Raw genomic sequence first — 17,794 nt, 5'->3', positions numbered from 1 at the left:
ACCATTGAAACACCTGTTTCCTTTGCCGTCGAACAATTAAAAACGATTGGCGTATGCAAAAAGAAACAGTAACATTTGATAAGCTGCCCGAAGCGGTAGGTTATCTGACTGAACAGGTCATCGAATTGAAAAAGATGGTAGCGAAACTCCAGCCACAGCCATCTGACAAACATGTGTTGGTAGAAATAGAAGATGCTTGCCGTATCATCCGAAAAGCCAAGCCTACCATATATACATTGGTACGCAAAGGGCTGCTTCCAGCCTACAAGAAAGGCAAGAAACTCTATTTCTATGAGGACGAGCTTCTTGCTTGGATTGAGAACGGACGGAGAAAGACTGCCGAGCAGACATACGAGGAGATGCTTGCCAATATGCAGAGTGGTGTGCGTCATAAGCCCAAATCATCAGTGCAATTTTAATAGGTTGGGCTATGTATACATATTCTATTAATCCGGCATCCATCATTGATGAAGCGATTGATTTAAGCACAAGATTGTCTGGTACGGCATTCCCCATCAGTATATTCCCTGCAAAAATCCAACGCATCATCCGTGAGGTACACGAATGCCATAACTACCCTACTGACTACATCGCCGCAGCCATCCTTACGGCAATAGCAGTTGGCATAGGCAACACGCACCTTGCCCAAATCAAGCAAGGCTGGATGGAAAGCCCCATCCTGTATATGGCATTGATTGGAAGACCGGGAGCGAACAAAAGTCATCCTCTCAGTTTTGCGATGAAGCCGTTTCTTGATTATGACTACCGACAGAATCAGGAATTTGAAAAGGCTCTTGCCAAGTACGACGAGTTGATGAGCATGAGCCGCAAGGAACGTGCGGAAAGCGGTGGAGAGCAATTTCCACAAGAGCCTATCCGCAAACGCTTCTTGGTTTCGGATGTAACGCCCGAAGGGTTGAGCCTCATTCATGCTCAAAACAAACGTGGACTATGCTTGTGGGCAGATGAATTATCCGCTTGGTTCAAGAACTTCAACCGCTATAACAACGGTTCGGAGGAACAGTTTTGGCTCTCCGTGTTCAGTGCCAAGACCACCATGTCCGACCGCAAGAATGCCAAGAGTTCCATCTTCATCAAGCGTCCGCACATATCGGTCATTGGTACTATCCAAAAGAAAATCTTGAACGAATTGGCAAAAGGTGAACGCTCCAGCAATGGGTTTATCGACCGCATCCTGTTTGTGATGCCCAATCTGCAACAGAAAGCACGGTGGAATGACAAAGAACTACCGAAAGATATAGAGCAAGAATGGAATGCCATTATTGACAAGCTGATACAATCGGAGTGCCACCTCAATGAACATGGAGAGATAGAACCGCATATTCTTCTCTTCACGGAGGATGCAAAGAAACAGCTTTACGAATGGCAACACCATTTTTCAGAATTATGTGATCGAGAAATAAACGACACCATTGTGAGTATCTATTGCAAGTTGGAGATATACATCATCCGTTTCTGTCTGATTATCCAATTAGCACGATGGACTTGCGGAGAATGTGATAAGACCTGTATCGACCTGTTGACAGTGGAACGAGCAATCAGACTGACGGAGTATTTCAAAGAGTCTGCATTGAACGTTCAAAATGTCCTCAATGAAAATACGCTCAACAGCCAACAACAGACAATAGTCAATCTGCTTCCTCCATCCTTTACAACCGCCCAAGCTATACAGATAGCCGAGCAAAACGGAATGAAGGAGCGCACGTTTCAACGCTTTCTCAATGACAACATCGGGACATTGTTTCGCAAAGAGAAACATGGAGAATATTCAAAGATTAACCCGTGACATTTTTGTCGGTATTGACACTTTCCAAGCGAAAACGACAATAACGACAAAAGTGACACACTAAAAAAGAAACATACAATGAGTACACATAGATTCATATTAGAACCCTACAAAGGTGTCAGCACTCGGCATACCTGCCCGAACTGCCACCGTAAAAGATGTTTTTCCAAGTACATTGATACGGAAAAGCGAATCCAGTTCCCAGATTACGTTGGGCGTTGCGACCACGAACAGAAATGCGGTTATCACTTCACGCCCCGTGATTACTTTGAACGGAATCCGTCTGAAAAGAAAAAGTTGTCCGAAGATAATTTTCGGAGCTATACGCCTATAAAAGAAGTCGAGCCGAAAGCCACTTCCTACATTGATTTGGACATAGTCAATCAGTCGTTGCAACGCTATCCAGACAACAAACTGTTTCAATTCTTATCGGCTCAATTCGGAGAAGCAGAGACATTGAAACTGATGGCGAAATACAAAGTCGGTACTTCCAAGCATTGGGACGGTGCAACCGTATTTTGGCAAATAGATTATCAGAACAGAGTACGCACAGGTAAAATAATGCTTTACAATCCGACAACTGGCAAACGGATAAAAGAGCCGTACAATCATGTCACATGGGTACACTCCGTACTGCATAAAGAAGACTATAATTTGAAGCAATGTTTCTTCGGTGAGCATCTGCTTCCAGAAGACAAAAGCCGCCCTGTTGCACTGGTCGAAAGCGAGAAAACGGCAATTATTGCATCTTACTATCTGCCGCAATTCCTATGGATAGCATCAGGTGGAAAGAACGGTTGCTTCAATGTCAACAGCCTATCCGTTCTGGCAGGAAGAAGCGTTGTATTATTCCCTGATTTAGGTGCAACCAACTATTGGCAGAGCAAAATCAGCCTGATGAAAAACTGCGGAATTGAAGTACAAATGTTCGATTATTTGGAAGTCAACGCTACCGAAGACGAACGCAAAGAGGGATATGACATAGCCGATTATCTGCTTAAAGTGAAGCCTGATGAAGCCATCCTCCAACAAATGATAAGGAAGAATCCTGTCTTGAAAACACTGATAGATACATTCGATTTGAAGCTCATCAGCGTACAACAAGGCACTCCACAACCGAAGGTTTCACCACCCAAGAAACGAGGATTCAGACTTTGAATTCAGGGAGAGGAATCGAGACTTTTTTACTGTAGCAAGTTAATGTCGGTGTATTACATTCCCCGACCACTTGCTCCTCAAAAAGTCTGAGGAGGCGGCTCCCGATGGTCACATATTATTCACTAAAAACAGATTCAAATGGAAAAGAAATATACAGTAACACTCCGTCTGTCATATCAGCAATACGCATGGCTTGGTGCGCTTTGCAGACGGAGCAAGCAGACTCAAAGCGAAGTGATCCGTTCGCTCATCGAAAACGGTTCGGTACGTGAACGAATCACGCAAGAGCATATCCACATCATCCGTCAACTGATTGGCGAAAGTACCAATCTTAACCAGTTGGCAAGACAGGCAAACACCTACGGTTTCTTCGCCGTAGCGGACAGATGCAAGGAAATGGCTCAGCACATTAACCTACTTATAAAACGTTTGAAAGATGATAGGTAAACAGACTAAAGGAACATCGTTCGGTGGTTGTGTTAGCTATGTTCTCAAAGAGGAGAAATCCAAATTGCTGGAAGCAGTTGGAGTAGAAGGTACACCCGAACAGATGGCGGAGCAATTTGAGTTACAATCGCTGCTCAATGATAAGGTAAAGAATATTGTCGGACATACTTCGCTCAACTTCTCACCGGAAGATAACGAACGCTTGAAACATGATGATGAACTGATGTTGCAAATTGCCCATGACTATATGAAGTTGATGGGCATCGAAAACACGCAGTACATCATTGCCCGGCACATCGACCGTGAACATCCGCATTGCCACATCGTCTTTAATCGAGTGGACAATGGCGGCAAAACGATTAGCGACAAGAATGACTTTCGCAAGAATGAGAAAGTTTGCAAAATGTTGACCGCCAAATATCGCTTGCATTTTGCCAATGGTAAAGACCATATCAAGGAGGAACGATTGCGCCCTTATGACCGAGCAAAGTATGAGATATACAAAGCGTTGAAAGAGGAACTGTCCCAAGTACAAAATTGGGCAGACTTAAAGGATGCACTTGCCGACCGAGACATTGATATGAAATTCAAGGTCAGCCGAACTACACGGGAAATACAGGGTGTAAAATTTGAGTACAACGGTTTTTCTTTCTCCGGTTCTAAGATTAGCCGAGAGTTCAGCTACTTGAATATCGACAACCGACTGGAAGAGAATGCTTGTGCATCCTTGTTTGAATCACCCAAACAGGAATCCAGACATAAGGAAGATAATGTACAACAAAGCGTTTCCCATTCCGATGATGGCTCAAGCATCAGTCTCGGCTTGCTAAATGGCAACTCATCCTACGATGCCACTGCCGCAGAAGAAGCCGAGTTCAATCGGCTGATGAAAAAGAAAAAGGCTAAGCGCAAGCGAGGCTTTCATTTATAATCCACTTTTTATTAACATTTTAAATTCAATTATTTATGGAAGATTTAATTCTTGATTTCAATCTCTACTTGTGTGAGAAGTTCGGCTACAGAAACAGTTGTAGCGTGATGCAAAATGCCAATGGCTTTTGTGTGAACATCAGTGAACGTGATCTAGACTGTTACATCCGCTTCTGGGAGTATAGTTATGGAAGAGGCAATTTCCCCGACTGGTCTATCATCATTGTGCGCAGTAACTTCAAGAAGAACCAAGAAGAAAGCCTGAAAGATTTGGCTCGCTTCTTCAAGGAGTACATGCCACGCTACGGTTACAAATACCTTTGTACCGAAGGTGATAACTACAGGTATTATCAAACACTCGGTTTAAAGCTCATCTATCGAGGAATCTTTGATCAAAACAATTATGGATTGCCGATTAAAGACTTAAATGTCTGACACATCGTTTTGAATTGAGGAGGGGACTTTTCCTCTCCTTTTCTTATATACCGATAAATCAGAATTTAGAGGCTTGATAAATTCTGGTTGTATCCTAAAGGCATCGGCATATACACGCATTTGGTAAAGATTGATGTGTGGGTTCAGTTTCTTACGAACAAACTGAATTATTTTTTCTTTCTCTTGCTCATCTATGTTGACACCAAAATAGATAGACTCAAAGCATTCGCCTTTCAGTGGCATATAGTGGCGTATCTCACGCCAATCCCATATTTCCTTTGTCAGCTTTGCCTGTTGAGGAGTAAATGCTGCATATATTGGACTTGGTTTTGGTATGACTAATCTAACCTCCTGCTCATATTCCCATTCCTTTGCTTTTGTCTGCCATTGATAACTGAATAAATCTTTTGTGGTATGATATGCGTTAGGACGCTCTATTATATCCTGATATTGAACATCAAGAACAAGCGGTTCAAGATATATTGTACCAAACATTGGTGGAACAGATTCCAACACTTTGTCTATGTCAAGTCCAATACAAATACCTTTATGGTTATAACAATAATGGCTCCACATGAGTAATGAATCATTGATTTTTGATAAACTACATAGCCATGTATCATTACGCAAATTGAGTGCATCGTTTTCTTCTTTCTCTATCCACCATTCCTTAGGTATCCATCCTTGAAGTTTAGTATTAGGTACATTTGAGTAGTCAATTAGTTTTGGATGACAATCGAAAGGATCGTTCAGTTGAGACGCATTAGTGAATTGGAGATTCTGGTTACCAATCATGCACTTTGCGCCAACTATATCTAAATATTTGTAGAGTATGCGAGGCATTTTTATTCTATTGTTATTTGTCCATTCATTAAAAGTGGTAAAAGTTCGTCACGCTGCTTGATAAAATTTGATATTTCCTCTTGCAACTTCACTATCTGCTTAAAGATTGGTGATATAAGTTCCTCAAATTTATCTGCAATATCTTTATTATCGGGTATGGCGATTGTGCTTTGTTGTAAATGGTCTTGCGTAATATGTCCCATCGTTGTTTTCCTTGCTTCTGCCATTTTCTTGAATACATCGACATAATCCAAAAGTTGAAAATAGTAGAATGATTTCGGGAAATCATTTGCAGATGTAACCTTAAAGATGTGCTGATTAAGTCCTCCAAGCCCATAAGCCCAGAGCATAACTTCCAGTGATGCCGACCATGAAAATAGCACGTCACCATTATACACCTTTACTGATTCTGGTATATTTGACGTTACCTCTTCAGTGTCAACAGAAATACCATCGTGCATTTCTCGTATCTTGATGACAGGTAATGGCACTTCATCATCCTTTGGTCTGAATTTCTGACAAGCCAAACCATTTGTAAAAACAGCAATTTCAAAGAGGTTCCCACAATGCCAGCCAACAGGAATGTTGCGTTTTAGCTTCTCATTCCACACCATTTCGCCACCGCTCGACTTATACGGTTTACCCTCTTCATTAGGAAAGTCAAACTGCACGAACCAGTAATCGTAGAGCTGCTTTGCCATCGCCTCTAAATTCTGATTTAGCAGCCTCTTATATTATATATAAGAACAAAATTATCAGAATTATGAAAGAGAACATCATTCAGGCGATAGTTGCGGAAATGCAGCGTGACTTAGATTGCCGACAAATGGCACGGCTTAAAGCTGTGCTTACATCAGAACTACATAATGTAGAAATCATTGAAAAGAGCGATTGCGCCACACAGCAAACGCAGGAGAATGAACATCTTCTTAACTCTTTTATATCAGCCAAAAAGATAGAGGGATGTTCGGATAAGACATTAACTTACTACCGTAATACCATTGAACGGTTGTTAGTCACGCTTTCATTGGCAATTTGTCACATTACGACAACAGATATTCGTACTTATCTATCCGATTATCAAGAAGAACACCAATCGAGCAAAGTAACCATTGACAATATGAGGCGCATCTTTTCCAGTTTCTTCGCATGGTTGGAAGATGAAGATTATATCGCCAAAAGCCCGGTAAGACGCATTCACAAAGTTAAGACAGATTCACTTGTAAAAGAGGTGCTTTCTGACGAACAGTTGGAACAGCTGAGAGATAGTTGCACGAACAAACGAGACCTTGCTATTATAGACATTCTTGCATCCACAGGTATCCGTGTTGGGGAATTGGTAAAACTAAACCGTGAAGATATAGACTTCCACGAACGGCAGTGTGTGGTATTTGGAAAAGGGAATAAAGAACGTATCGTTTACTTCAATGCTCGAACCAAGCTGCACTTGCAACAATACCTCAATGAGCGTACTGACGACAATCCAGCTTTATTCGTCTCACTCCATTCTCCTCACACACGACTGACTATCAGCGGTGTGGAAATTAGAATCCGAAAATTAGGTCAATCCCTTTCTATGCCCAAAGTTCATCCGCACAAGTTTCGTCGTACCCTTGCAACAATGGCTATCGACAAAGGTATGCCCATCGAACAGGTGCAGCGACTACTTGGTCATGTACGCATTGACACAACACTGCACTATGCCATTGTGAATCAAAATAATGTAAAGTTGGCGCATAAGAAATATTTGGGATAACTGAACCACAAGAATCTGCCTAAAATTATGTAACTTTGCATTCAAATTGGATGCAAATGAAAAAATATAAATTGGGAGACATTGCTACTGTTGAAATCAGTGGCGTTGATAAAAAAATAACAGACGGAGAAAAAGAAATCCGTCTCTGTAATTTTGTTGATGTTTATTATAACTGGGCTATCACCATAGCTCAGCATGATAGTTTTATGCTTGCCACTGCTCGTCCCAATGAAATTTCCAAATTCCAACTGAAGAAAGGGCAAGTTGCATTGACAAAGGACAGTGAAACCCGCGATGATATTGGTATTTCCACTTATATAGCAGATGATTTTGAGAATGTTATATTGGGTTATCATTGCGCTCTAATATCTCCAAACAAAGATATTTTAGATGGATGCTATCTGAACGCACTTCTACATACCGACTACGCAAAAAAATATTTCGCTTGCAATGCTTCTGGAAGCGGACAACGTTATGCGTTATCCGTAGAAGCACTCAATTCTTTTCCTGTTCCAATAATCCCATTGCATGAACAGAAACAAATTGGCGAAATATTTTCTGCTTTAGACAAAAAGATTGAACTCAATCGTCAGATAAATCAGAATTTACCGATACTTGACCGTTCATCAGAAGAGGCAGGAGTTCATCTCGCTGCTTAGCTAACTGAGATATTTCTTGATTATTTTGCACAATAGCCTTACGAATAGCATTTACTTTTCTATTATATGACAGTAGTATGTCTATGGGCGGAATAAAACAGTCTGTTTTACATAGCTCAACAGGACTGAGATTTGCTTGTGCTGCACCATTTGCTAAATTATCAATCACTGTTCGCATCGTACCACTATTAAGGAAATTATAAAAGTATTCCAAATATATTGCATCACAACACAATAATCCTACACGTTGATTTAATAATAGATTTTCCTCGCATACAACACATAACCTTCCACAATTTCCAGTTAGCGAAATCAGTCTATCTCCAATTTGAAGAGATATATAATCTTTTGCGCGGCTTGGAATATCATTAACATAATCACAGCCAGATGTTACAAGCTCCCCATCTTGAACATTCTTAATGGTTATAATCTTGTATCGCCCAATAGGTTTATATGTTTCCGATTTGAATGGAAATCCCGACTTGATTTCAAGCCAATTACTAAGAGATTTTACTTCCCAATATTCTGGTATATATTTTCTCTGCTTTTCATTCCAAACCATTTTGCCACCGAAACTTTTATACGGTCTCCCGTTTTCATTCGGAAAGTCAAATTGCACAAACCAGTAATCATAAAGTTGTTTTGCCATTGCTTCTAAATTCTGATTTATCTGACGATTAAGAGCTATTTTTTTGTCTAACGTGGATATTACACTTGATATTCTTTTCTGTTCGCTGATTGGCGGTATTGGGAAAGCGTATTCCGAAAGTAAATCAAATGTAATTTGTGGAAATGAACCTATCCGATTTTCGGCTCTTCGTTGGAGTATATCAAGAAAAGGCTGATTGGTCAAACAATAATAAAAATACTCTAAATCAACATCTTCATTATATTTTCGCAATACCATCAATTTGGTAGATACAACATAGTCTTTAGTATTTTTTGTTGTAACTTTAGCAAATCTTCTGTTAGCAGGACGTATTTCACTGAACAAAATATCGTCCTTTACTATGGTCTTCTTAAATTGACCTTTTAGCTCATCTACAAAAGTTAGCGTACCGTTACCCATTACACCATTTTCTACATCAGATGTATTTATGGCAATGAGTTTGTCTTTATCAAATTTGTGAGTTTCTGAAATTGTACGCACAATTTGATTTATTTTCAGAACTTGAGTGTGATTTGCATTATATTTTTTCAGTTCCATTGCTTTCCACGTTTTTATTCTCCCAACATTCCTTTAATCTGTTTATCGAAATCTGAATCTATCCGTTGAGTCTTATTAAAAATATCATATTCGCTTTCTGCCTTTGTCTTGGCTTGTGCCGCAGATATTCGTCCTTTATCCGGCAATATCTGATATTTGCGGAAGGTCAAGAACTCGTTGACACTGGCAGCAAACTGCTCCATATTGAACGTGTTTTCACGCTCTATAAGGTCTTCTATATAGTCGAAATATCCTGTTACTGCACGTTCCAACCGACGGATTTCATTTTCCTGCAAATAGTTCTTGGCTATTGACACATCCGATTTCAAGATACGCCCATCGGGAGCATTCTTCCATGTGATCAGTCCCATGTGTTCTTGGGTATGGTCAGCCTTAGTGTAGATGATTTCTGCTGCCGTTTGCCCTGTAATGGCATAATGAAAACGGTTCTGTATCATGGCATAAAAATCATGTGTCGTAGGTGAATTCTTGTCATAGTCGATACTACATTCTGCATATATGTCGGTAATCTGTTGCCAAATACGCCGTTCACTGGCACGGATGGAACGTACCCTTTCCAACAATTCACGGAAATAGTCTTTTCCGAATACTGCCGTTCCCTGTTTTAAGCGTTCATCGTCAAGCACAAAGCCTTTCTTGATATACTCATTAAGAATCTTGGTAGCCCACTGACGGAACTTGGTAGCTTTTGGAGAAGATACACGATAGCCAACAGCAATAATCATATCAAGATTATAGAAATCAACCAACTCTTCAACCTCGCCTCTTATGCCTCGATTTACGACGGTTGCAATTTTTGCAACCGTCGTGTCTTGCTGTAATTCTTCCTCTTTAAATATATTGGCTATGTGGCGGCTAATACCCGATTTGTCAATACCGAAAAGCTCTGCCATAGCCTTTTGCGTACACCAAATGGTTTCGTCTTTTATAACCACCTGTACTCTTCCCTCTTTATCGGGAAGATTGTATAACAAAAACTGTATTTCGTTACTCATTGTTTCCTACATTTGCGTTGAACCGCAAAGCATCCAACTGTTTCATAATTTCCTCTTCCAAACGATGACTTTCTTTGAATTGTTCGGTAAGCGTTTGCTTATAATTCGCCATACGTGCATTAAACTCCTCTTCGGTTATATCTACGTAGTCTATTTTGATGTCGAAATATTGTCCGGCAGAAAGAGAATATCCTTTTTCCTTTATCTCATCGTAAGAAACAGCCACAGAAAAATCCTCCACTGCCTCCTTGCGCTGGAATGTGCCGACAATCTTTTCTATCTCGTCATCGTTCAGACGCACCTTTTTCAATCCGTTAGCATCTTTATATTCCTCGCCCAATTTACTGGCATCAATCAAGATTACTTTGTCAGTGGTTGCAGACTTATCAAAGAACAGCACACTGACATTCGTACCTGTATTGGCAAACACGTTGCTTGGCATGGAAACACAGCCGAACACCACTTTGTCATCTACAATTTTATGAAGAATTTTGTTCTCAATACCACTTTTAGCCGTGATAAAACCTGTAGGAATGACAATTGCACCCTTGCCTGTCTTTTTCAGTGAATTGATAACGTGCTGAATGAAACAGGTATATATAGCCATTGACTCTTTCTTTTTGGCGGGTACATTTGGGACTCCAGCCCAAAAACGGGCTGGCATGGCGGCTATCTTCTCGCGAGTGTCCGAGAAGTCCATCTTGAAAGGAGGATTGCTCACCACGAAATCAAACTGGCGCAACTGCTGCCCGTCATCGCTTTTATGATAAGGGCTTACAAGCGTGTCACCTTGAATAGCATTATCAAGCGAAGACACAAGTCCGTTAAGTAGCAGATTAAGTTTTAACATTTTGTTGCTTCGCTGGGAAATATCTTGCGAAAAGATGGTACAGCGTTCTTCTCCTATTTGATGACTAAGTGCCATCAGAAGCGTACCTGTTCCTGCCGAGGGGTCATAACATTCCATGCTATGCAAATCAGCATTATCCCCCACTAACAGACGAGCCATAATCGTTGCTATGGCATGAGGCGTATAATACTCCGCATATTTTCCACCTCCAGCGGTATTATAGTCCTTAATCAAATACTCAAAGATGCTGGAGAAGAAATCGTAATTCTGTGCAAACGCTTCTTCAAAGGAGAAATTCACGAGTTTATCCACCAGAGCACGGGCGAATGGCGCACGTTGTGCCGAATCGGTCACAAACGGTGTCAATGCCTCGAACAATGGAATCTTCGTGTTGACTGTGGTCTGCGTGGAAAATATATCTGCATTTTGTTCCGCTATATCTGTCATAGTGGAATCGAATATAGTATCAAAATCCCCTTTTCCCTGTTGATTCCAAAGATTGGCTATCAGATGATAAGGTTCAAGCATCGGAACATCTGGAGAGATGGCACTCTGAATAAGCATACGTTCATCATCAGAAAGATTCTCGTATGCCGTTTCCCATTTTACATCCCCGGTCAGTTTCTTTGCTATTTCACTTTTCGCATTTTTTAATTCATAACCGAATTTGTCATTCAGGAATTTATAGAGAAATACCTGAGTGATAATCTTATATTCGTTACCATCGTTTCCCATACCGTATGATTGGCAGGTAGCTTTAAGTCCGTCGATGAGCCTTAATGTTTTTTCTTTAATATCTGACATAATCTTTATGCAATGCCGTAAGTGGCGTTATATTGGTTAATATACTGTTGTGAAATACGTGTTTGGATAAACTTGTAATCGTCCATCTCCGGCTTAATCTGTGGGAAATGATACAAGCATCCATTGATAAGGGCCATCACCGTACGATTAAAATAAGCATCTTTTTTTAGAATGTCATTACGGTCGTAGACTTTGGCATCCACATCCTCTTTTATAATGTTGAGAATGGCCGCAATCTCTTCGTCAAGGAAAGAGAACATAGGCTTCTGTCCCTTATCTTCCCTCTGCTTATTCACTTCACGAATACGCTTGTGTACACGAGCAAATTTTTCATCGCCATTGTACTTTTTCAACAAGACATTATTGCGTTTTTGTAAGTCTTGCAGACGACCGATGATTTCATCCAAAGCCTGTGTTTCTTCGTTGAACTTGGCTATCGTGTCAATCACAAAACCGTGTTCTTTGAAGCGTTCCATAAAGGCTTCACGCAACGAGATAAACTCCGGATCGTCTTGGTCGAAGTTTTGGGTAAATGAAGAAATGGTACGTTGCCATTTCTCTTTCAATTCCACACCACCGGATATAAGGCGCATTTCCTCTTGTCCTATTTTGGAGAAAGTGAACTCTATATCCATCATTGCCTCATTGATTAGAGTTTTCGTTTCCTCATTTGTATTGAAAGCCTCTTTCTGATTGATGATACTTATCCGTCTTTGCACCTCAGAGAGTAGTTGCGGCAACTTGGTGATTTCGAGTTTGGCAAATTGCTCTTTCATTTCATCATCACCGAATGTACGCACGATGTTCGCCATGTTCTTGGCTGATTCCAATGCCTGTTTGAGGTCGAGCAATACAGCTTTATCCTCTTCGGTGGAGATTTCAGAAGAAAATTCTTCCGCATTATCGTATGTGTAATTGAAAAGCGTTTGCCGAACTTTCTTCATCTGATTCAATATCTCTTCCTTGTCCTCAATGACTTGGGTAAAGGTATCGGTGGCCGCGGATTCGCCAGTCTCATCCACATCATTAAAGCGGTTTAATTCTTGTAAATATGCTTCGTTGGTTTCCTTAAAGTTGCGCTTGATGTCGGCAAAGTCAATGACAAAACCGTAACGCATACCAGGATAAGGACGGTTTACACGTGTTATGGCTTGAAGCAGATTGTGGTCTTTCAGTTTGCGCCCGAAATACAAGCGTTTCAAACGCGGCGCATCAAAACCAGTCAAAAGCATATTGAAGACAATGAGAATATCCACTGTCATATTTTTCTTGAAGTCCTTGACTATCTGCTTGCGAGTTTCCTTGTCATCCGTATCGTGAAGAATGATTCCGGCTTTCAGCGGTCTGTATTTTGATTTGTAATCCACTTCCGGTTCACCCACTACATACGAACCATCGGAAAGTTTTATCTTGATGGGCTTCGGCTGATACTTCTGCCATTCTTCTTGAAATACATCATAAAGCCGTCTTGCCTGTTCGCTGGTTTCACAAATGACCATACCACCTAAAGTATCATCTCCTTGTATCTTGCGAAACTCTTTTAAGTCCGTCATAATGTAACGGGCTAACTCGTTTACATAACTAGGATGCTCTATGATTTCCGACTTACGAATGTCTTTCTTTTGCACAAGGGTTTCCAGTTTATCGTACACATCAGACAAACGCTCTTTATAGGAGGTTTCTATATCTTCACGTATGATTTTCAGCGTGTAGCCATCCGCAATGGATTTATCGTAATAATAGGTATGCAAATAGTTTCCGAACACCTTGCAACTGGCACGTTCCTCCTTTAACAGCGGTGTACCTGTAAGTGCGATTTTAACCGCATCGGTATCGGCATCAAAGAGGTTGGCAAGAAAGCAGCCACCAGGTTTATACCCTCGGTGTGCCTCGTCAAGAATGAAGATGCGTTGAAGATTGGTTGCATAATCACTGATGCGTACTTTTTCTTTATCCTCGGCAAAACGTTGGATGTTCACAACCGTGATTTCTGCCTGTCCGCTTACACCTTGTTGTGCCTGATTATTGCGGAATTGCTCCATCAGTTCGGCTCTTGTATTGGCGGTAGATACAACCAATCCACGAGCTTCAAACTCTTGTGTAGCTTGTTCCAAAAGGTCAAGGCGGTCTACTATGAAATAGAATTTGGCGACCTTATTCTGTTTGGAATAGAAATCGTTAAGAATATAGGTCAGATAATATGACAAGGCGGTTTTACCACTACCTTGTGTATGCCAGACTACGCCAGATTTCACCCCCTCTGCCAGTTTTTGGCGAATAGCTAACGATGCAAACAATTGTTGGTAACGCATGATATGCTTTTGGTCGGTAGATTCTATCTTTCCATCCACCTCACGCTCCATACGGACATAGGCAATACCATATCTAATGATATACAACAACCGTTCAAGCGAACACATGGATGTTAGGATTCTGTTTGTAGGGGTGTTGAAACCGAGATTTGTCTGGTACTCAGGACTTGTATGAATGACTTGGCAATTGTAATCAGACAATATCTGTTTTTCCACCGTCTTATCAATCTCCTTATACAGATAGTCACGATGGAACGGTGCTATTTTCTGACCGCTTAAATTTTCTTCACGGAAGCAATTGAATGGTGCGTATGAACGTGCCCCAGTACAATAGAAAGCCCCTTGTATAGGTACGATACCGCCCAACGCATCATATTCCATATTATTACTGAATATCATCAACTGCGTAATGTTGATGAAGCGGCGAAACTTTTTATTCGGGAAGCGTTCTTTATTCATTCGTGCGCTCTCTGCCAACATACCACCATGATTGTTGGGTTTCTTCACTTCTACAAAGCAAAGTGGCAATCCGTTTACGAATAAAGTAATGTCAGGACGAAATTCGTCCTGTCCGTTCTTACAGGTAAATTCGGCTGTGAAATGGAACGTATTATTCCCAATGTTATCAAAGTCTATCAGCTTTACAGGCGAAACAGCTTTGAGACGGTTGTAAAAGCCTCGACCGAGGTCATCATCGTTCAGCTCCTTACGAATATCTTTCAAAACTTGAAGAAACTCTCCCTCATGTCCGGGATTCAGATTCTTAAACTGCCGTTCAAATACCTGCAAAAGAATATTCGTGTCACCGTCATAGACCGTGCCATTCTTATCTTCGCTCAACTTACCGAAGTAAGTATACCCTATTCGGGTGAGGTGAACCATTGCAGGCATCTGCACCCGTGTAGCTTCCGAAAACTGTTTCATATCACCTATCCTTTTTGTCGGTTATCAAATCCTTCAAATCGACCTGCAATATCTCTGCTATCTGTTGCAAGGTCTCTAAATTTGGTTGAATCCTATTACAAGCATAAGCATTGACCATACTGAAACTCTTATCGAGTTTCTTTGCCAACCATGTCTGAGAGATACCTTTTTCAGATAATACAGCCTTTATTCTATTTAGTTTCATTCTTTGATACGATTTTATAGTGCAAATATAGTGAATTATATTCGATAAACTGGGATTATTTTTGTACTTTTGTGTACGAAATAAAATTAATATGGATACAGTTAGAAAAAGAGGCGAAATAATTAGCATTGAACAGCGTTCGTTAGTATCTCAGAGATATAGACGTATAACAAGAGCGGTTAATTCGGAATTTTGGGGTAGCACCAGCGAAACTGCTCATAGTTTATATGTGGGCTCTTATGGTAGAGGTACTGCTATTGATACAAGTGACATTGATATACTTGTCGAATTGCCACGAGACGAATATAATAAATATGACACACTAAGAGGAAATGGTCAGTCCAGATTACTACAAGCATTGAAGAATGCAATTTTACAAACCTATCCGAACAGTGATATTCATGGAGATGGGCAAGTCGTTGTGATAAACTTTTCCGATGGGATTAAATTTGAAGTTCTACCAGCTTTTCGTCAATTAGATTGGTGGGGTAATTGGAATGGGAAATACGACTATCCAGATTCAAATATGGGTGGCAACTGGTTGACAACTAATCCCAAAAGCGAGCAACAGGCAATGAAGGAAAAAAATGTTGCAAGCAATGGTTTGTTATTCGACACATGTAAGCACATGCGTGAAATTCGTGATAACTATTTTAGGAGTTACCATCTTCCGGGAATCGTGATTGATAGTTTTGTTTATCATAATATTGCTGATTGGCACTGGCTAAGAGAAGGAGAACAAAGTTCTAATCAACCAATAGGAACTTACGAAAAAAGGCTTTATGATTCATGCCCTGTTTGGAGCTTTAATCTGACAGCACCAGGAAGCAACATGCCAGTAGATACATATAAATACATTGATGTATTAATCAAAGTTTTAAAATACATGACAGAAGAATAAATCATATGGACGAACAAATAAAAATTCTTTATAGGGAGATTCTTGAGCGTTTTAACAAAATAATTTGGACGCACAAAATTCATTTATGTCAAGCGAATATATACCTATCAAAGAAGAAAAAACAAAATCAGATTCTTTTAGTATTTTCTGTTTTGGTATCAGCTTCTGCAATTACCAATATATTCAAGTGGCTACCTGAAATTGTCATTGTCCCATTAATGGCTTTCTTAGCGTTGACATTAACATATTTCACCACCAAATACAAAGCTGAAAATCTAGAAAAGAAGGCAGCTGACAGCGAAAGATTTGCTGCTGTTATGCACGATTTGCGCAATAAGTATGCGGGATTCTTATCAGATATAAAGGCAGAGCTGTACACAAAAGAACAAATTTCTAAAAAGCGAACAGAATTAGAACATATAGAAAATATAGTTTATTCGGGGCTTGTTCCACAAACATCAAAAGAAGCAGTAGATGCAGCATCTTTTGCATTAAAAAACAAACAAGAATCAACTACCACAAACGAAGAAATTCTCCAAATGATTTCTGACAACTTGCAAGTATAAGATTAATTACATGCGCTATTATTAGGAATATAAGATGAATCATAGCAACACATTCTCACTATCTTTTCCCGAAGCCAAGACAATTATTGTTTCCGGTGATATTCATGGAGATTTTAATCAATTGGTATTCAAACTCTGTATTCAATACAAGTTGACGGACACTCTATTGATTGTAGCTGGGGATTGTGGTTTTGGCTTTGAAAAGAAAGAATATTATGAGCAAATGGTTAGACGAAATACCAAGAGAATGAATCAAGCCAACAATTGGATTGTATTTGTACGTGGCAATCATGATAATCCAGCTTATTTCGAAGGAACAACATTCAGTTACAAACGTTTCATTGCTGTTCCTGATTATACTATCCTTCAAGCCTGTAATCATTCCATCCTTTGTGTAGGCGGAGCTATTTCTATTGACCGAAATTATCGCATAAATGAATGGAACAAACGGAAATATCGAGTTCACTCCAATGAGTTGCAAGAAAATGATATTTCCCGCAATTTATATTGGAAGAATGAAGCTCCTATTTACGACGCTGATAAGATGAATACCATCTGTGCAAACTTCTTGATTGATACAGTTGTCACACATACTGCGCCATCACATTGTGAGCTATTCTCAAAAAGCAACCTTAACCAATGGGCTGAGAACGATTCATCACTTCTTAAAGATGTACAATCTGAAAGAAAAACAATGGATATGATCCTGCATCATCTCAAAACTGACAATCATCCGGTGAACCATTGGTATTATGGTCATTTTCACCAAAATTGGCATTCCGCTATTGACGGAATATTATATCAGATGCTCGACATTATGGAGTTCAGCCAAGTCTATTGATTTATACCATTTCAGGTATAATATTGATGTCCGATGCAGAATTACACCCGATATGATATAATGGTTTCCTCCGAATAAAAGTGTACCATTTATGGCATACAAACACTTTTTCAAGCGAATAATTCAGTTTTGC

18 protein-coding genes are annotated in these 17,794 nt (G+C 40.1%); 11 read left to right on the top strand and 7 right to left on the bottom strand.

Annotated features, from left to right (window positions below; all coding sequences use genetic code 11):
* The first annotated feature begins 53 nt into the window (after positions 1-53).
* From HMPREF9448_RS06225 to HMPREF9448_RS06200, 6 genes are all read left to right on the top strand, one after another.
* The gene (locus HMPREF9448_RS06225) at positions 54-419 is read left to right on the top strand and encodes a helix-turn-helix domain-containing protein (protein ID WP_004316503.1); all 366 of its coding nucleotides are present in this window, start codon (positions 54-56) and stop codon (positions 417-419) included.
* Positions 420-430: 11 nt separating this feature from the next.
* A complete protein-coding gene (locus tag HMPREF9448_RS06220; RefSeq protein ID WP_004316505.1) occupies positions 431-1,807 on the top strand; it encodes a DUF3987 domain-containing protein in 1,377 nt (458 codons plus the stop codon).
* A 78-nt stretch (positions 1,808-1,885) separates the two neighbouring features.
* Positions 1,886-2,965: a DUF6371 domain-containing protein gene (locus HMPREF9448_RS06215; RefSeq protein WP_008861742.1), complete on the top strand. Its 1,080-nt coding sequence runs from the start codon at positions 1,886-1,888 to the stop codon at positions 2,963-2,965.
* A gap of 138 nt (positions 2,966-3,103) precedes the next feature.
* Positions 3,104-3,412, top strand: a complete 309-nt coding sequence (locus tag HMPREF9448_RS06210; RefSeq protein ID WP_004316509.1) for a MobC family plasmid mobilization relaxosome protein — start codon at positions 3,104-3,106, stop codon at positions 3,410-3,412.
* A complete protein-coding gene (locus tag HMPREF9448_RS06205; protein ID WP_008018658.1) occupies positions 3,402-4,343 on the top strand; it encodes a relaxase/mobilization nuclease domain-containing protein in 942 nt (313 codons plus the stop codon). The genes HMPREF9448_RS06210 and HMPREF9448_RS06205 overlap by 11 nt, the downstream gene beginning before the upstream one ends.
* Positions 4,344-4,378: 35 nt before the next feature.
* A complete protein-coding gene (locus tag HMPREF9448_RS06200) occupies positions 4,379-4,777 on the top strand; it encodes a hypothetical protein (protein ID WP_004316513.1) in 399 nt (132 codons plus the stop codon).
* On the opposite strand, the gene HMPREF9448_RS06195 is transcribed toward HMPREF9448_RS06200, so the two are convergent.
* Together HMPREF9448_RS06195 and HMPREF9448_RS06190 are read right to left on the bottom strand one after the other, a co-directional pair.
* Positions 4,766-5,620: a DUF2971 domain-containing protein gene (locus HMPREF9448_RS06195; protein WP_004316514.1), complete on the bottom strand. Its 855-nt coding sequence runs from the start codon at positions 5,618-5,620 to the stop codon at positions 4,766-4,768. The two genes, HMPREF9448_RS06200 and HMPREF9448_RS06195, sit on opposite strands and share 12 nt — an antisense overlap.
* Before the next feature lie 2 nt (positions 5,621-5,622).
* Positions 5,623-6,321, bottom strand: a complete 699-nt coding sequence (locus HMPREF9448_RS06190; protein ID WP_004316516.1) for a restriction endonuclease subunit S — start codon at positions 6,319-6,321, stop codon at positions 5,623-5,625.
* 62 nt (positions 6,322-6,383) lie between these two features.
* On the opposite strand from HMPREF9448_RS06190, the gene xerA reads away from it, so the two are divergent.
* Both xerA and HMPREF9448_RS14405 read left to right on the top strand, forming a co-directional pair.
* Complete coding sequence (gene xerA / locus HMPREF9448_RS06185; RefSeq protein ID WP_004316517.1) at positions 6,384-7,376, top strand: site-specific tyrosine recombinase/integron integrase; 993 nt, start codon at positions 6,384-6,386, stop codon at positions 7,374-7,376.
* Between the two features lie 50 nt (positions 7,377-7,426).
* Positions 7,427-8,035, top strand: coding sequence for a restriction endonuclease subunit S (locus HMPREF9448_RS14405; RefSeq protein WP_032811500.1), 609 nt, complete (start codon positions 7,427-7,429; stop codon positions 8,033-8,035).
* On the opposite strand, the gene HMPREF9448_RS06175 is transcribed toward HMPREF9448_RS14405, so the two are convergent.
* The 5 genes from HMPREF9448_RS06175 to HMPREF9448_RS06155 are packed head-to-tail and all read right to left on the bottom strand — an operon-like array spanning position 7,959 to position 15,353.
* Positions 7,959-9,242, bottom strand: coding sequence for a restriction endonuclease subunit S (locus HMPREF9448_RS06175; protein ID WP_004316519.1), 1,284 nt, complete (start codon positions 9,240-9,242; stop codon positions 7,959-7,961). The two genes, HMPREF9448_RS14405 and HMPREF9448_RS06175, sit on opposite strands and share 77 nt — an antisense overlap.
* A 14-nt stretch (positions 9,243-9,256) precedes the next feature.
* Positions 9,257-10,258 carry a virulence RhuM family protein gene (locus tag HMPREF9448_RS06170; protein WP_008861740.1) on the bottom strand — a complete coding sequence of 334 codons (1,002 nt, stop codon included), beginning with the start codon at positions 10,256-10,258 and terminating at the stop codon, positions 9,257-9,259.
* The gene (locus tag HMPREF9448_RS06165; RefSeq protein ID WP_008018649.1) at positions 10,251-11,912 is read right to left on the bottom strand and encodes an HsdM family class I SAM-dependent methyltransferase; all 1,662 of its coding nucleotides are present in this window, start codon (positions 11,910-11,912) and stop codon (positions 10,251-10,253) included. The genes HMPREF9448_RS06170 and HMPREF9448_RS06165 overlap by 8 nt, the downstream gene beginning before the upstream one ends.
* A 5-nt stretch (positions 11,913-11,917) precedes the next feature.
* Positions 11,918-15,148 carry a type I restriction endonuclease subunit R gene (locus HMPREF9448_RS06160; RefSeq protein ID WP_008861739.1) on the bottom strand — a complete coding sequence of 1,077 codons (3,231 nt, stop codon included), beginning with the start codon at positions 15,146-15,148 and terminating at the stop codon, positions 11,918-11,920.
* A gap of 1 nt (position 15,149) precedes the next feature.
* Complete coding sequence (locus HMPREF9448_RS06155) at positions 15,150-15,353, bottom strand: helix-turn-helix domain-containing protein (protein WP_004316526.1); 204 nt, start codon at positions 15,351-15,353, stop codon at positions 15,150-15,152.
* Between the two features lie 91 nt (positions 15,354-15,444).
* Between HMPREF9448_RS06155 and HMPREF9448_RS06150 the strand changes: the two genes are divergently transcribed.
* From HMPREF9448_RS06150 to HMPREF9448_RS06140, 3 genes are read left to right on the top strand one after another with little or no spacing between them, the layout of a single operon-like run.
* Positions 15,445-16,254, top strand: a complete 810-nt coding sequence (locus HMPREF9448_RS06150; RefSeq protein ID WP_004316528.1) for an SMODS domain-containing nucleotidyltransferase — start codon at positions 15,445-15,447, stop codon at positions 16,252-16,254.
* Between the two features lie 5 nt (positions 16,255-16,259).
* The gene (locus HMPREF9448_RS06145; RefSeq protein WP_005652528.1) at positions 16,260-16,820 is read left to right on the top strand and encodes an SLATT domain-containing protein; all 561 of its coding nucleotides are present in this window, start codon (positions 16,260-16,262) and stop codon (positions 16,818-16,820) included.
* Positions 16,821-16,854: 34 nt separating this feature from the next.
* The gene (locus tag HMPREF9448_RS06140) at positions 16,855-17,661 is read left to right on the top strand and encodes a metallophosphoesterase (RefSeq protein WP_004316531.1); all 807 of its coding nucleotides are present in this window, start codon (positions 16,855-16,857) and stop codon (positions 17,659-17,661) included.
* Positions 17,662-17,794: the final 133 nt, after the last annotated feature.

It is taken from the genome of Barnesiella intestinihominis YIT 11860 (genome assembly GCF_000296465.1).
Classification (GTDB): Bacteria; Bacteroidota; Bacteroidia; order Bacteroidales; family Barnesiellaceae; genus Barnesiella; species Barnesiella intestinihominis.
This window is presented reverse-complemented; position numbering and strand designations above follow the sequence as displayed.

Excerpts from the sequence above, each read along its gene's own strand:
- HMPREF9448_RS06225 (WP_004316503.1), top strand. The coding sequence starts at position 54 with ATGCAAAAAGAAACAGTAACATTTGATAAGCTGCCCGAAGCGGTAGGT.
- HMPREF9448_RS06165 (WP_008018649.1), bottom strand. The coding sequence starts at position 11,912 with ATGTCAGATATTAAAGAAAAAACATTAAGGCTCATCGACGGACTTAAA.
- HMPREF9448_RS06150 (WP_004316528.1), top strand. The coding sequence starts at position 15,445 with ATGGATACAGTTAGAAAAAGAGGCGAAATAATTAGCATTGAACAGCGT.
- HMPREF9448_RS06140 (WP_004316531.1), top strand. The coding sequence starts at position 16,855 with ATGAATCATAGCAACACATTCTCACTATCTTTTCCCGAAGCCAAGACA.
- HMPREF9448_RS06145 (WP_005652528.1), top strand. The coding sequence starts at position 16,260 with ATGGACGAACAAATAAAAATTCTTTATAGGGAGATTCTTGAGCGTTTT.
- HMPREF9448_RS14405 (WP_032811500.1), top strand. The coding sequence starts at position 7,427 with ATGCAAATGAAAAAATATAAATTGGGAGACATTGCTACTGTTGAAATC.
- HMPREF9448_RS06220 (WP_004316505.1), top strand. The coding sequence starts at position 431 with ATGTATACATATTCTATTAATCCGGCATCCATCATTGATGAAGCGATT.
- HMPREF9448_RS06205 (WP_008018658.1), top strand. The coding sequence starts at position 3,402 with ATGATAGGTAAACAGACTAAAGGAACATCGTTCGGTGGTTGTGTTAGC.
- HMPREF9448_RS06175 (WP_004316519.1), bottom strand. The coding sequence starts at position 9,242 with ATGGAACTGAAAAAATATAATGCAAATCACACTCAAGTTCTGAAAATA.
- HMPREF9448_RS06155 (WP_004316526.1), bottom strand. The coding sequence starts at position 15,353 with ATGAAACTAAATAGAATAAAGGCTGTATTATCTGAAAAAGGTATCTCT.
- HMPREF9448_RS06190 (WP_004316516.1), bottom strand. The coding sequence starts at position 6,321 with ATGGCAAAGCAGCTCTACGATTACTGGTTCGTGCAGTTTGACTTTCCT.
- xerA (WP_004316517.1), top strand. The coding sequence starts at position 6,384 with ATGAAAGAGAACATCATTCAGGCGATAGTTGCGGAAATGCAGCGTGAC.
- HMPREF9448_RS06170 (WP_008861740.1), bottom strand. The coding sequence starts at position 10,258 with ATGAGTAACGAAATACAGTTTTTGTTATACAATCTTCCCGATAAAGAG.
- HMPREF9448_RS06160 (WP_008861739.1), bottom strand. The coding sequence starts at position 15,148 with ATGAAACAGTTTTCGGAAGCTACACGGGTGCAGATGCCTGCAATGGTT.
- HMPREF9448_RS06195 (WP_004316514.1), bottom strand. The coding sequence starts at position 5,620 with ATGCCTCGCATACTCTACAAATATTTAGATATAGTTGGCGCAAAGTGC.
- HMPREF9448_RS06210 (WP_004316509.1), top strand. The coding sequence starts at position 3,104 with ATGGAAAAGAAATATACAGTAACACTCCGTCTGTCATATCAGCAATAC.
- HMPREF9448_RS06215 (WP_008861742.1), top strand. The coding sequence starts at position 1,886 with ATGAGTACACATAGATTCATATTAGAACCCTACAAAGGTGTCAGCACT.
- HMPREF9448_RS06200 (WP_004316513.1), top strand. The coding sequence starts at position 4,379 with ATGGAAGATTTAATTCTTGATTTCAATCTCTACTTGTGTGAGAAGTTC.